This window comes from Secundilactobacillus folii, assembly GCF_009720675.1.
Taxonomy (GTDB): domain Bacteria; phylum Bacillota; class Bacilli; order Lactobacillales; family Lactobacillaceae; genus Secundilactobacillus; species Secundilactobacillus folii.
Genome location: NZ_WNJO01000004.1, coordinates 25,429 through 39,248, shown reverse-complemented (window position 1 = coordinate 39,248; position 13,820 = coordinate 25,429). Strand labels below are relative to the sequence as shown.

The following is a 13,820-nucleotide window of genomic DNA, read 5'->3' as shown; positions in this document are numbered from 1 at the left end:
GATAATCTACAGCAATTAAAAGACTTTAAGTCCGGAGCAAATCAACGTTGAGCAATTAAATAATTTGTCGCCATTCTGCTTCATCCGCCCGCGAAATATCATTTAAAAATTTCAACACACGTTGGGCGCGCTTCTCCTGCTGGGCAAATAAGCTGTTCAAGCCAGCCCCAGTAGTCATCGGTTTGCCCAATGCCAATCGCTTCTCAAGGGGTTCACCCTCCGCAAAGGCCACTACCATATCGCCCGTATCAATCGTCGTAAACAGGAAAAAGAGGCTGTATGCATCACCCTCTTTTAAGTAGGCTGGCATCGCCCAGATTCCTGGCTGCAACTCACGCAGTTCCGCATCGTCAAATTTATAATCTCTGTGGTTTTGCTGATTGATGGGCGTTTTTAAAAACAGCATCATTTCAGTAAATTTCTCGTCACCCAGTTTTAAGCTGACGTCCTTATTTTCGCTCAAATGTGAATCCTCCTCGCGTTTATTTAACTTCTATCATACCAGTTCTAGCACCGTTTTTGGCAAAATACAGCTTGCTTATCCGCCGTATTTTCACCTTGACGACCTCCACATTTTCCTGTACAGTTAACGGCAATTGAACAGCAAATAAAATCAGACAGGGAGCTGACATTTGATGATTACTTTAGAAACGACCATTGGCGGACGACATTTTGACAACTGCATGATGAATGCAGCCGGCATTCGTTGCCAAACAAATAAAGATTTAGACGCCCTCGTGGCATCGAAGGCGGGCGCCTACGTGACCAAGAGCGCCACACCGCATAAACGAGCAGGAAATCCGGCTCCGCGGATGCATGAACTGCACCTTGGCAGCATTAATTCAATGGGGCTGCCCAACAACGGCTTAGATTATTATTTGAACTATGTGGTGGAAGACGAGCAAAAACGTCCTGATAGCACTAACTTTCTTTCAGTAGCAGGGACTAGTTTAGAAGATAACCTTGCCATGCTGCACCAGGTGCAAGATTCTAACTTTAACGGCTTTGTAGAACTTAACCTATCCTGCCCGAATGTCCCGGGAAAGCCCCAAGTTGGCTACGATTTTGACCGGGTGAATACCGTCCTTAACGAAGTCTTTCAGTTCTTCACTAAACCATTAGGTGTCAAACTACCACCCTATTTTGACCTCGTCCATTTTGATCAAATTGCGGAGATCCTTAATCAATATCCCTTAACATTTGTGAACACGATCAACAGTATTGGTAATGGTCTAGTGGTCGATCCTGAAACTGAAAAAGTCGTCATCAAGCCAAAAGGTGGTTTCGGCGGAATCGGTGGAATCTCTGTAAAACCAACCGCCTTGGCCAACGTCCGCGGCTTAGCCTTACGTTTAAAACCCGAAATCAGCATTGTTGGTACCGGCGGCATTTTAAATGGGCAAGACGCCTTTGAGCACATTCTTTGTGGCGCTTCAATGGTTCAAATTGGGACGCAATTTGGTTATGAAGGTACCCGGGTATTTGACCGGGTTTCACAAGAACTAACGGAAATTATGGCACATAAGGGTTACGAAACAATTGATGATTTTCGTGGCAAACTAAAAACCTTTGACGATTAAAACTTACAAAACAAGCGTGGTTCTCAATGAGAGCCGCGCTCGTTTTTTATTTTTTTAGTTCATTTAATGCACCATTTCCGGCACTTGAAGGCGTCGTTGCATATGGTAGTACTGGTGATCGCCCACCATTTTAGTACCCACCACTTCAAAACCGACCCGTTCGTAAAGTGCCATGGCACCAGGATTATCAAAATCCACGATCAATCCCATCACATTTTCATCATCACGGTGAACATAAGCTGGCAGGGCTGCCAGCAAACGTTTACCAATGCCGTGACCCTGATAATCAGGGGAAACCGCGATCGAATCTAAGTACCACTCTCCGCCGTCGGTTTCCGATTCAGCTTCGAATGGTGTCTCAAAGGCGGCGCTTTTATCGGATAAGCGCCTTAACACTTCGTCAACCCGTGCTTCTTTTTCGCCGGGGTAACCAAAAGCTACTCCAACAACTTGACCATCGGCCTCGGCCACCACGGTGGTTGCATCACCAGACAAGTAACTATGCGTCCGGTAAGCCATCGTAATGACCTTCTCTAAGTCGGGTTCGGGAACGTCGTCAAGTTCCTCAAGTTGCATCTCATCAAAAATCAAACCGATTAAGGGTGCTATCTGGCCAGCATCATCCTGGTTGGCCTCTCGTATCGTAATCACAAAAATCCTCCTATCATGATGCTAAGAGCATACATGAAATCGGTTAGGTTGTCAAAATTTCTGCTAAACCATTATTTTACCTTCTTAGGTGTCCCATCTTTATCCTAATTCTAAAGTCTAACTATTGTCTGTCCCGTAACTCCGCTAATTCCGATCGAATTTCAGATAAGATCTCGATTTGCAGCTTTTCAATTTCAAGTGTGTGCGGAATTTGATTCTGGGACAAATGATCCAACTTGGCGTGCAGAATTCGTAGTTCGTGTTCCGATTTTAAATTCACGTGAAAATCATTTTCAGCGTCCATTCGGTCCCTGTCTGCTGATCGGTTTTGACTCATCATAATAATGGGGGCCTGAATGGCTGAAATACAGCTTAAACAAAGATTTAACAGGATGAAAGGATAGTGGTCAAAATGAATCCCAAATAATTGCAAACTATTAACTGCCATCCACGCGATCAAGACAAAGACGAAAACACCAATAAAGCCCCAACTACCGCCAAAACGCGCAACATTATCAGCCACCCGCTCGCCAAATGTCAGACTCTTTGTCAGCGTTTCGTTGACGTCAGTGATTTCATAATCGTCACTCTGCATCGCTCGGGTCAGCTTCCGGTTAATTTTTTGACTCTGCTTTAAATCTGAATTGATCATCGAATCAACGCTGGCTAACCGGTACTTGAGTAAATGATGACTACATATAAAATCGGTCACCTTGGCCTTGGGGTAATCTTGCTTAACCCGCTGACGAATCGACGTTGACAGATCGGCCAGATACATGCCTTCTTCCACGCGATAGGTCTTCCCGTCCACAATGCATGGCACCGCCAAATTTTCTGACATGTTCTTCACTCCTTTATAATTCTTAGTTTACAACAAAACCACCCAACACAAAACGTCTGTTTCGTGTTGGGTGGCGTTAAAAATCGTTTGAGTACAATGGTACAAATTCAAGGCAACAAACAGGTGTCAAAAACGGGGTTATTCACTAACCAGATCACGTGCAGCAAATGGTTTCTTTGCAGCATTCAAAGAGGCTTTCATTTCCGCCACGTGCTTAGCAAATTGGTCATCCTTTAAGTCGCAGTCAAACCATGACAATTCCGAAAGGTTTTCATCCATTTGATTCAAAATTTTTGCAATTGCCTGCTGCTGTGACTCATCATTACCTGTCATCATATTCACTCCTTAGTAGTTTTTACAGTAGCCATAATACCGAATTATTTTTAAATATCAAGCATTATTCTCGAAAAAAGCTCACTATGAGATGAATTCTAATGATACCCTATTTTTTAACATGTAACCCTCAGATATTCATTCATGAATTCGGATGAATTTTCAATTTGCTCGTTGTATCACTTGTGCCATGTCCGCAGGCATTTTGGCCGTAAATTGTCGTGGTGCACCCGTGATCGGATCTTCGTAAGTTAGTTGGTAAGCATGAAGAGCTTGCCGCTTAATCAGCTCTCTAGGGCCACCATAAAGTTCGTCTCCCAATAATGGGTGCCCAATCGATTGGAAATGCACGCGAATCTGATGCGTCCGTCCGGTATGCAGTAAAACAGCTACCAGCGTCCATCCTGTTCCACGTTGGCGCACCCAGTATTCAGTCTGCGCTGACTTACCATCATCTGCTACGATTTGATTAAAGCCATCAGTCGCCCGACGAATCGGAGCGTCGATCATCCCGTGATCAGTTGTGATATTGCCGCTAACGATTGCTAAATAACGTTTTTGCAGACGACCATCCGCCAATTGCTGATTTAACCAGGAATTAGCTAGCCGATGCTTAGCCACCAATACCAGTCCGCTAGTATCACGATCTAACCGAGTCACAATATGCGGTACCAGGTTCTCTTCTTGTCCAGCCACCAAATGTCCCTTAACTCGGTTTACCAGTGTGTCTTCCCGATTGCTGGGCCCAGGAACCGAGGTTAAGCCAGCTGGTTTTAAGACCACCAGAACATGCGCATCTTCATAGACCACTGTCAGTGGCTGATGACTGACCGGCACATTGGGATCCGCAGTTTCAGCGGGAACAATTAGTGTCACCCGGTCTCCTGGTTTGACCTTTGTTGCTGGCTTAACCAGTTTTTCACCGACTAAAATTTGACCATTATTTTGATTGATTTGGGTAAACATGCGGTGACTCACACCATGATGAGTCAGCACTTGTTTGGCTGTGGCATCACCTAGTTTAGCAGACCATGAAAATTTCATACTTTGAATCATTCCTATCGTTTAATCTAAATCATTCATAATTGAGCGCAGTGCAGGGTAGTGATCACTATCCAACTGGTATTTGGCTCTAAACTGCCCAATCATTTTATCAGAATATTTATCAGGATCAAGTTTCATGGAGGTTGTGTTCAAAGGTGCCTCATCCGTGACAACTGCATCTAAAACAACTGGACGGTCACTGCCGCTAGCTAGGTGTTCCTTAACGGCCGCAATGGCATGTTTTAACGATGCATCATCAGTGACTCGCAGACCAACAGCACCCATGTTCTCAGCCACGCCAGCCCAATTAGCGTTCATAAATTTCAGCGCGTAATCAGATTGACCAGTCATGGCCTTTTCTTGTCGAATAAACCCATAGCCGCCGTTTTCAAGCACAATATTGATCACGGGCAAATGATACTGAACCTGAGTCAAGATATCCTGAACGACCATTGAAAAGCCACCATCACCAGAAACCGTCAGTACGCGTTTATTAGGATAGCTCATTTTAGCAGCAATACCCGCGGAAACCGCGTAGCCCATGGCACCCAACCACGAGGACATGGTCATCGTCTGACCGTCGCCAAATGGCAGCATTCTGGTAGACCAGACCGTGTTGTTCCCAATATCGAGGCCGTAAACGGTGTCTGGTGTGACCAGCTCATTAGCCGCACGTAAAACTGCTTCCGGGGTCAGTAAGCCATCTGGTCGGGCAGCCACTCGCGCGTCTAAGTAGTGGAGCCAGTTAACACGCGCTTGCTGACAGGCTCGCAAAAACTTGGAAACCGGTAACGGTTCATTTTGTTGATCGAGCACCTGTTTCAAGTAGGTTTTAGCATCCGCTTGAACCATTTGAATGGCTGGAAATTGCTCACCTAAGGCCTCGCCATCACAATTTATTTGAACCGTTTTAATATCAGATGGCATAAAACGCATAAATGGATAACTGGTGCCGACCATGATGACCAGATCGGCCATATGCATCGCCTCGTAAGCCGGTTGCGTCCCAATTTCACCTTGTGGCCCCATATTATTTTCAAAGTTGCTCGGCAGATAACCAACTGCGGGTGCCGTCACAACCACTGGTAAGCTAAATCGTTTGGAGAATTCAACCACTTCGTCTTGGGCGTGGCGCACACCGTTACCAATTAACATGACCGGTCGTTTTGCTTGTTTGATTAGCGAAGCCGTAGCAACTGCTTGCTCTTTTGATCCCTTAAGCACCTGCCGCGTTTGATGTTGAATCGGCAATGCGTCATATTCGATTGTCTGATTAGCCAGATCATCCGGAATAATAACCACTGAGGGTGCTTGATTTTCATAAGCTGATTGAATAGCGGCGCGAATCGTCTGCGGAATCTGACGCGCATCGCTGACCTGGCGGTGGAAAGTATCCAGACTGGAGAAAAGTTCGTCTTCGTCCATGTCTTGCAGGTAATGCGTATTGATCATTCCAGTCGCCACATTACTAATTATCACCAGCATTGGCGTATGGTCCATTTTGGCGTCGTAGAGACCATAAAGTAAATGCAGAGCTCCAGGGCCGACTGAAGCCATTGCTACACCAATTTTTCCAGTCAACTTAGCTTCCGCCACTGCTGCTAACGCGCCAACCTCTTCATGCCGAACTTGAATATAACGCACCAGGTCGTGCTCAGCCGCAAACCCATCGATCAAAGAATCTGCTGGGATCCCGTAAACGTGTTTAATTTGCCAATTTGATAATTCCTTCACAAGTGCCTGTGATGCTTTCATCTGTGCCATGAAATTCGCCCTCCTCATAGTTGTTACCTTTATTCTACCATGTTGGGAGATAAATTATTAAAGCGATTACAATCAATACACAGATGCCTGGAGAGCCTCTAAGTCATTGAAAGCATAACTGACATGATGCTTTGAGTCACCTAAAGATCCGCTCAATTTTGAGCTGGGAAGCTTAATTTGAAACCGCCAAACTTGATTCATGGCTTGATTATACAAGCCACGTTGTTTGACTGTGGCGAAAATCTGAGCCGCAATCGCGTAATTCGCCGCAGACTGTCCCCAATCAGTCACCTCTCCTTGCACATTGTAGCCATTATACAATTTAGCAGCATTGATTCGTTGGCGTAACCACATCAAGGAATCAGAACGAAGCTTATGAACCTCTGCTAAGTGCAGCAAAGTCAATAAAGCTTCAGAAGTGTTCAATGAAGCCCTGGAATAGCGGTGATTTTGCCAATTATAATTCACCGCATACAATGGTAAACTATGCCCCAAGAATCCGTTTTGGACAAACTTCAGCTGACGTTGATAACGCTGCTTGCCGTCCTTTAACGTGCGGTCGAAAACCTTCAGGGTGAGTAAATCATAGTAGGCCAGAGAACTGAGGGGTGAAACTTGGTGATCCTTGACATCGTACAAATCATGCCAATAATCACCGACGCCAACTTTTTGCCACAATCTAGCAAATCGCGTGGTTGCCTTCTTCAGATAAACATGACTGTGCGTTTTTGCTGAGTAGAGGCCAAGACTGCGGATCACACGCAGGTCGTCCAGCGTCGCGTTAACAGTTGCCCGTGTCTGGTTTGGTGTTGTCACGCGATACATGAGGATTCCTTCTTGCCCAAAAGTGGTTACCGTCTGTTGATAAAATCGTCGATATTCTTGAAACTGACCGGTATTGGCTAGATATATGAGCCAAAGACCAGCGGATTCTGACAGCAAGAAATTAGGTTGATTGCCAACTTGATTTTGACTGTAAATACCTTTTGGAGTCACTAATTGTGCTTTGACAAAGCCTGCTAGGTCATCGACTTGTTGCGTATGCGTGCTATAGTGCGTCGAGGGTAAAAGGACAGCAGTCTGTTGGTGGGAAATGGCGGTTGAATCATGACGCGCCGCACAGCCTTGGATAAATACAGTTATGCTGACGAACATCACGATGAGCCAAAAGCGTTTCATAACTCCTCCTGTTTATCTATTCTGGTTTCTCAGTTATACTAATAAGCAATATTGGTTCATGAATGGAGATGATATATTGGATAATTCAGAATTACAAACTTACCTAAAGGAAAATAGCCAAGTGGAAGAACGCTTTATGGAAAAAGCGCTAGCTTACTTGAATCAAGAAAACCTGAAGCGTGCACCAGCCCGCCGTTATAATGACACCATGGTTCAACGACAAGCCGACAAATTATTCGACCAGGTTCTAGATGACGTCAACAGTAAGATTGCTAGCCAGATTCGTGGTGAACATACTCGGCAAGCATGGGTCAACTTCATGGAGCAAACCGATTTGCTTGAGGAATTGGAAGATTCAATGTCAGAATTGAACTTTGGTGGTGAAGAAGAATAGCATCGAGGCAGGTCCCTGCCCTTTTATTTAATGCTAATAGAATACCTTATTTCACCAAAAATTGCCGACAATTATGCAGAAATTACACATTATTTTTCCATGACAATACGGTTTAAAAATCATTTGATTGCCTCTGATTTCAAAATATAATTTATCATGAATCAACCCTGCTTTGGCAGGGCTTTTTTGCTGGCATTAAAAAGCAGTTTGCTAATCATCAAATAATGATCAACAGACTGCTCCCAGCGCAAATTTAATTTGATGACACTACCAGTTTTTAACCACCTTACCGTGTGGCCCAAATTGCCGATAATACAAGCCAAGTCCAATTACGGCTGTGATAACGTCCGCAATCGGCTGTGAGACGATGACGCCTTGATAACCCATTAGTGCCGCTGTGATAATAATCACCACTGTGAAGACGACTCCTTGACGAGAAATTGACATAATAAACGCATCCAGTGGTTGATTGACTGATTGAAACATCGTAGTGAAAACCATCGCTGCGCCAATGAAAGGCGTCGTAATCAGAAACCACCGTAACATATAACTAGCCGCACTGACGACCCCCTGATTTTTCATGAATAGGCCACATAATCCTGGTGCAATCACCATTAATCCCAGGGCGATGATAAAGGCAAAACCAACGTTGACTAACAAATCAAACTGAATAATTTTCTTGAGTCGTTCCTTATTTCTAGCCCCGTAATTATAACCGATCAAGGCTTGTGAGCCGAAACAAAAACCGACCAGCACCATGATCACAATGGTTTCGACTTTGATGGCGATCCCAAATCCGGCGACTTTATTAGCGCCGTAAACAATCAGGAAATTATTCATTAAAGCCGTTCCTAACATCGTCATAAAGTTAGTCATTGATGCGGGTAGGCCAATCATCAAAACGTCCTTAATTTCAACAAACGGGATTCGGCTTTTTCGAATATGTAGGTGAAGGTATCTAGCTCGAAAAATGGTGTAGCCAATCAAAATCGAATCAGTAACGAGATAACCGACGACCGTTGCTAAAGCGGCACCTGCTGCCCCCAAATGAAAGCCAAAAATAAACAAGGGATCCAGAAAAATTTTCAAAACTGTCCCAGAAGCTGTACCGATCATGGACTGCACTGCCAGTCCTTCTGTTCGCAATGTATTAATTGGTACCAAAGAGACAATAATCAAGACGCTGGCCACCGCCATAATTTCATAGAAAATGTTGGCATACTGATAAGTCTGGGGTGTGACCCCTAAGAGACCTAAGCCCTGCTTTTTAAACACGAATAAGCAAATCATCACCACGACACCCAGCAATAGAGCGCCGTAAAAACAAAAACTGTTGATGCGTCCGGCTAACTGATACTTCTTTTGCCCAAGCAACCGCGAGATAGCAGAACTACCCCCGAGGCCGAACATATCACCCAGTGCAATCATCATCGAAAAAAGTGGTGTACATAATGTAATACCGGCAACTAAATTGGCATTTTGAGTTTGAGCAATGAAAAAAGTATCCGTTAAGTTATAGATCATGGAAACGACGGTCCCTAAAACCACCGGTAATGCCAGCGTAAAATAGGCTTTTGGTATTGGTGCTTTTTCAAATAACTCAATAATAGCGATCATCCCCTGAATTAATTCATAACGATTATGATATCACAGGTAAAGCAACAAATAATAGTCCAGTTGCTGTTTAATGCATTTTATTGTCTATAATGCAGTTGGTTTCATATCCGACTATTAATCCGAATGATAACCATCAACGAAGCCCTTGACAAAAGGTTGAATCATGGTTTCCAAAAATAACCAAAATAGGACTGTTCCAGATGAGTTTTCAGATTGAAAACTCATTTGAACCAGTCCTATTTAATTCGGTTTTAATCCCGTCTAATTCTTCAATATATATCATTGAAGAAATTCAAAAGCTCGCATCATAAACTACGTCTCAATAAGTTTTGACTGCTCATTAATGAACCGCCTTTGCAATCGCTGCATTAACAGCCGTCTTCTCAGCTTCAATCAAGGCTACCCGCGTCGTCACGATCTTAATATCCATCTTGATTTCACGAGTCAAACCCGGCGTATTGATCTTTGGTTCAAAGAACGCTTTAAACTCTGCTAACCGTTCTGGTGTCTTAAAGATCCCCGTCGTAACGGTAATGTAAGTGGCAAATTCCATGTCACCACCCACGGTATCTTCCAACCACTGCCAATCATTACGGATCCAGTCCCAAGCTGCTTGCTCGCCGTGTGAATTAGCTAGCACCCCTCGGTACCACCCTCGCAAATCTTGAGGCTTGATGGTATCTGCATCTTCGAACTTACCGATAAGTTTACCAATTAATTGCGCATCCGGCGTACTAGTCAAGGCAACACGAATACTGGATTTATAACTGGCATCCGAGGTCTTTCGATAGGTCTCTAATAGTTGATTGAAGAGGGCCTCAGAACCGTAATGTTTGACCTCGTTTGTCAGTACTAATCCACGAATATCTGCCGATAGTGTCTCCAACTGAGCCTTATTATCGGTAAAAATTTGGTGGGCTGCTTTGACCGCTTCACTATTTTGAGCGTACAGGGCAGCACTTAAAATTGTCGGTCGAGCCAACTGATCGTCATTTGATTCGCCAGCCTTTGGTAACCAGCCTAAACGCGTCACCTGGTCGCTGCTTAAAATACCAAACAGATTTTTCAAGGCCTTTTCCTCAGGTGAATCTGATGTAACAAACTTTTTGAGATTATTGGCCATCGTGTATAGCGCCGTGATCACAACGGTTGCCTGACTGTTGGCAAAGCGGCTTAGCAGAGGCACAACTTTAGCATAGGAGATCCGGCTGCCTTCTGCCAATAGTCTCAGATCTTGCAGTAACTGCAACTGAGCGATTGCATCTAAGCCGTCCAAATGGTTCAAAATATCATTTAAAAGCGTTTCGTCATAGTGAACGATAAAGTGTGAATTGTTCCCCACGTTCACGCGGAATGGCTCCCCAATTCGCTGGCGTACATCGTTATAATCACCCAAGGACAGTTTAGCATCCTTGAAAATGAGTGGTGCCTGTGGGTCATTACTGTTCAGTGGGATCTGCCAACGACGATTCTGATCCTGACCATCACCGATGAAGAATTGCTGTTGAGTCAAGACCAGTTGACCATCATCAACCTTAGCGTCAACTACCGGATAACCCGGTTGTTCCAGCCAGGAATTCATGATGGCACCCACGTCTAAATGAGAGGCGTCACCAAGAGCTGACCATAAATCAGCACCGGTAGCGTTGCTGTATCGGTGAGCAGCAAAATATTGTTTGAGTCCCTGCCGCAAAGCATCATCGCCAATCAGCGCTCGAACCATCACTAACATCCGTGCACCCTTGGCGTAAACGATCGCACTATCGAAAATCGCATCAATTTCTGCTGGATCTTCAACATTGACGTGCACCGATTGAACCCCATCCGTAGCATCACGGTTTAAAGCCATCGGGGCCTCAGAGGTCTGGAACATTTCCCAAATGTGCCAGTCAGGTTCAATGGCATCCACTGCCACGTATTCCATCATGTTAGCAAAGCTTTCATTTAACCACAGGTCGTCCCACCACTTCATGGTGACTAAATCACCAAACCATTGATGAGCCAGTTCGTGGGCAATGACGGTCGCGACTAACTGCTTTGTTTCCAACGCAGTGTTATCAGGATCTAACAGTAGATAGGCTTCCCGATAAGTCACCAGCCCCCAGTTTTCCATCGCCCCTGCCGAGAAATCAGGCAGTGCTAGTTGCCACGAATGAGGTAACGGATATGGGGTGTGGTAAAAGTCCTCATAAAACTCGATGGACCGTTTCGCGATGTCTAGGGCAAAGTCCAGCTCCTTAGCTTGATGGGCCTTGGTACCAAAGACGCCCACGGTCACACCACTCTTTGTCTTAGTCTGTTTACTTTGCAGTTCGCCAAAGGCAAAGGCAATGAGGTACGTGGACATTTTGACGGTGGTATCAAAGTAGTGAACACCGTTTTCTGTTCGGACTTCCGGCATGTTGCTAATCACCGTTTCGCCGGGATGTTCATCAAATTTAATTGCTAAATCAAAAGTTGCTTTGGCTTCTGGTTCGTCAATGCTTGGAAAGGCTTGCCGAGCAAAGGTCGTCTCAAATTGAGTGCCAATGATCTGCTTTCTTTCGCCATTCACTTCATAGTACGAAGGGTAAATACCCATCATAGTGTCAGTTAACGGGGCTGTATAGGTCACCGTCAGTGTCGTCTCGCCACTCTGATTCAGGTGAATTCGAATCGCTTCTGCCTTTTGATCAAGGTCAAATTCAACTGTTTGATCGTCGGCTTCAACTGACGAAACAGTTAAGTATTTCTGATGGAGTGCGATATCGGTTTCACTCGCATGCCCAGTAATAGTCGTTTTACCAGAAATTAGCTTCGTTTCCCGGTTGATATCAAGGTATAAATTATAATGACTAGGTTGAAAAGTCTCGTAAAAATGCTTTAATTCTGCCATGTGTGCCTCCGTTAATGATTAGAATACTCTCATTATACGACTTTAGGTCGTCCCCGTGTGAAATGACGTCTGCATCACGTTTGAAACTGTAGGTCTAGAAACGGTAACTTTCATCGCTCTACGACAGCACTCAAGCTTTGACCCTAAGACTACCGAATCGTATTGATCCCCATAAATATCAGCAAGACTGCAATCAGCGGCTGCACCCAGCCATTATGCTTAGACTGAGAAATCCGCTTTACCAGCAGCGGTGCCATAGTTGCACCAACGATTGCGCCTAACATCAATGGCAAACCGGCAGCCCAGTCGACGCTGCCGTTGGTTAAATGCAGAATGGCGCCTAAAAAGCACATGCCAACTAAGACGTACGAAGACGTTGCGGTCGCGTGAAAAGTGTCCAGACCAAGGATCAAAGCACCAGCCATGATCGGACCGCCACCGCTCAAGCCAGCGACCCCAACCATTAGGCCGCTCATTATACCGTATAAAATAGCGAGCATTTTACCGTGCTGCGGCTTGCGGCTGGAACCCCGCTGCAAAAAGATTCGAACACCTAAAAGTACTAGGATAATCCCGATGATCCAACGGTAAATCGTTTCTGGTATATAAGGCGAGATCAAGGCCCCGACAATCACCGCTGGAACCGCCGAAATCAACATTAAGTTGCCGATTCGAAAATTAATCAAATGTTGTCGATAATACCCCCAGGAGCCAATGATAATTGATGGTAATGCGGTGATAATCGAAGTTGCGGCTGCCGTGGCGGGGGCGAGCTTGAACACCCCAGTTAAAATGCCGAGGTAAAAGGCCGCCCCTCCGCCACCGGTAGAAATCACGAACAAGCCAATCACCACACCAGCAACGGCTAAAATTATCGTATTCACGAAAAGGACTTCTTTCATCTCACAAAAGTTATTTACACCTTGTAATTATAAATGATAAATTGTAAAATACAAGTCTGGAAGGTGATTTTTTGACAAGTCGAACTTTAAACCCTGAAAAAATTGTGCGGACTGCCATGCAACTAATAAACGAGCAGATCCCACTTTCATTCACTAATATCAGCAAGCAGTTAGGCACCCGTTCACAAGCGCTGTACAATTATTTTACAGATGTCAAATCTTTAAACGTCGCTATTGCCAAGTTGTATAGTACCGATCTCTTTAATTTCTTACAGAGTGCCCTTATCGGTATCTCGGGTAAGGCAGCTGTTATCCGATATGCGATCTCAGTCAGAAACTATTCACTAGAACACTTTCGAATTGCACAATTTGTGATTTCCACCCCTCGTGAACAGTTACAAGCTAACCAAGCGGATGCCAGCGACTGGTCGATTCGCAACCTATTGAATCAGTTGCTGGATACCATGTCACTTACACCAACACAGCATCTAAACGCTTCGCGAATGATTCGTAATCTGGTGATTGGCGAAATCCTGAATGTTGGCAGCGGTTGGTTTAAAAATGAGACAGTGGCTGAAACGGCTAGTTTTGAACGGATGCTGACAGTTGGTCTGAAGCATTTAGATGAACTATAGCCTTC

General features: G+C 44.8%; 13 protein-coding genes. 3 read left to right on the top strand and 10 right to left on the bottom strand.

The window, feature by feature from the left end; all coding sequences use genetic code 11:
• Nucleotides 1–55 precede the first annotated feature (55 nt).
• Complete coding sequence (locus GM612_RS04190; RefSeq protein WP_246147557.1) at nucleotides 56–463, bottom strand: hypothetical protein; 408 nt, start codon at nucleotides 461–463, stop codon at nucleotides 56–58.
• Between the two features lie 172 nt (nucleotides 464–635).
• Here GM612_RS04190 and GM612_RS04185 point away from each other — a divergent pair, with 172 nt between their 5' ends.
• On the top strand, nucleotides 636–1,580 hold the full coding sequence (locus GM612_RS04185; protein ID WP_155431145.1) for a dihydroorotate oxidase: 945 nt from the start codon (nucleotides 636–638) through the stop codon (nucleotides 1,578–1,580).
• Nucleotides 1,581–1,643: 63 nt separating this feature from the next.
• On the opposite strand, the gene GM612_RS04180 is transcribed toward GM612_RS04185, so the two are convergent.
• The 6 genes from GM612_RS04180 to GM612_RS04155 form a co-directional block, all read right to left on the bottom strand.
• Complete coding sequence (locus GM612_RS04180; protein WP_343031794.1) at nucleotides 1,644–2,231, bottom strand: GNAT family N-acetyltransferase; 588 nt, start codon at nucleotides 2,229–2,231, stop codon at nucleotides 1,644–1,646.
• Between the two features lie 121 nt (nucleotides 2,232–2,352).
• Nucleotides 2,353–3,072, bottom strand: coding sequence for a DUF1003 domain-containing protein (locus GM612_RS04175; protein ID WP_155431144.1), 720 nt, complete (start codon nucleotides 3,070–3,072; stop codon nucleotides 2,353–2,355).
• A 138-nt stretch (nucleotides 3,073–3,210) separates the two neighbouring features.
• The gene (locus GM612_RS04170) at nucleotides 3,211–3,405 is read right to left on the bottom strand and encodes a hypothetical protein (RefSeq protein ID WP_155431143.1); all 195 of its coding nucleotides are present in this window, start codon (nucleotides 3,403–3,405) and stop codon (nucleotides 3,211–3,213) included.
• 162 nt (nucleotides 3,406–3,567) lie between these two features.
• Nucleotides 3,568–4,449, bottom strand: coding sequence for an RluA family pseudouridine synthase (locus GM612_RS04165; protein WP_155431142.1), 882 nt, complete (start codon nucleotides 4,447–4,449; stop codon nucleotides 3,568–3,570).
• Nucleotides 4,450–4,470: 21 nt separating this feature from the next.
• On the bottom strand, nucleotides 4,471–6,213 hold the full coding sequence (locus GM612_RS04160) for a thiamine pyrophosphate-dependent enzyme (RefSeq protein WP_155431141.1): 1,743 nt from the start codon (nucleotides 6,211–6,213) through the stop codon (nucleotides 4,471–4,473).
• Nucleotides 6,214–6,285: 72 nt separating this feature from the next.
• Entirely contained in the window at nucleotides 6,286–7,392 is a 1,107-nt protein-coding gene (locus GM612_RS04155; RefSeq protein WP_155431140.1) for a hypothetical protein, read from the bottom strand.
• Nucleotides 7,393–7,468: 76 nt separating this feature from the next.
• Between GM612_RS04155 and GM612_RS04150 the strand changes: the two genes are divergently transcribed.
• Nucleotides 7,469–7,786 carry a hypothetical protein gene (locus GM612_RS04150; protein ID WP_155431139.1) on the top strand — a complete coding sequence of 106 codons (318 nt, stop codon included), beginning with the start codon at nucleotides 7,469–7,471 and terminating at the stop codon, nucleotides 7,784–7,786.
• A 267-nt stretch (nucleotides 7,787–8,053) separates the two neighbouring features.
• Here the strand turns inward: GM612_RS04150 and GM612_RS04145 are convergent, their stop codons facing one another.
• The 3 genes from GM612_RS04145 to GM612_RS04135 all read right to left on the bottom strand — a co-directional run bounded on the left by GM612_RS04145 (nucleotide 8,054) and on the right by GM612_RS04135 (nucleotide 13,162).
• On the bottom strand, nucleotides 8,054–9,403 hold the full coding sequence (locus tag GM612_RS04145) for an MATE family efflux transporter (protein ID WP_155431138.1): 1,350 nt from the start codon (nucleotides 9,401–9,403) through the stop codon (nucleotides 8,054–8,056).
• A 340-nt stretch (nucleotides 9,404–9,743) separates the two neighbouring features.
• Entirely contained in the window at nucleotides 9,744–12,278 is a 2,535-nt protein-coding gene (locus tag GM612_RS04140) for a M1 family metallopeptidase (protein WP_155431137.1), read from the bottom strand.
• Between the two features lie 149 nt (nucleotides 12,279–12,427).
• On the bottom strand, nucleotides 12,428–13,162 hold the full coding sequence (locus GM612_RS04135) for a sulfite exporter TauE/SafE family protein (RefSeq protein WP_343031793.1): 735 nt from the start codon (nucleotides 13,160–13,162) through the stop codon (nucleotides 12,428–12,430).
• An 89-nt stretch (nucleotides 13,163–13,251) separates the two neighbouring features.
• On the opposite strand from GM612_RS04135, the gene GM612_RS04130 reads away from it, so the two are divergent.
• The gene (locus GM612_RS04130; protein WP_155431135.1) at nucleotides 13,252–13,815 is read left to right on the top strand and encodes a TetR/AcrR family transcriptional regulator; all 564 of its coding nucleotides are present in this window, start codon (nucleotides 13,252–13,254) and stop codon (nucleotides 13,813–13,815) included.
• Nucleotides 13,816–13,820 lie beyond the last annotated feature (5 nt).

Bases quoted from the DNA above. Each gene is read 5' to 3' on its own strand.
- GM612_RS04185 (WP_155431145.1), top strand. From the start codon at position 636: ATGATTACTTTAGAAACGACCATTGGCGGACGACATTTTGACAACTGC.
- GM612_RS04175 (WP_155431144.1), bottom strand. From the start codon at position 3,072: ATGTCAGAAAATTTGGCGGTGCCATGCATTGTGGACGGGAAGACCTAT.
- GM612_RS04170 (WP_155431143.1), bottom strand. From the start codon at position 3,405: ATGACAGGTAATGATGAGTCACAGCAGCAGGCAATTGCAAAAATTTTG.
- GM612_RS04165 (WP_155431142.1), bottom strand. From the start codon at position 4,449: ATGAAATTTTCATGGTCTGCTAAACTAGGTGATGCCACAGCCAAACAA.
- GM612_RS04160 (WP_155431141.1), bottom strand. From the start codon at position 6,213: ATGGCACAGATGAAAGCATCACAGGCACTTGTGAAGGAATTATCAAAT.
- GM612_RS04155 (WP_155431140.1), bottom strand. From the start codon at position 7,392: ATGAAACGCTTTTGGCTCATCGTGATGTTCGTCAGCATAACTGTATTT.
- GM612_RS04145 (WP_155431138.1), bottom strand. From the start codon at position 9,403: ATGATCGCTATTATTGAGTTATTTGAAAAAGCACCAATACCAAAAGCC.
- GM612_RS04140 (WP_155431137.1), bottom strand. From the start codon at position 12,278: ATGGCAGAATTAAAGCATTTTTACGAGACTTTTCAACCTAGTCATTAT.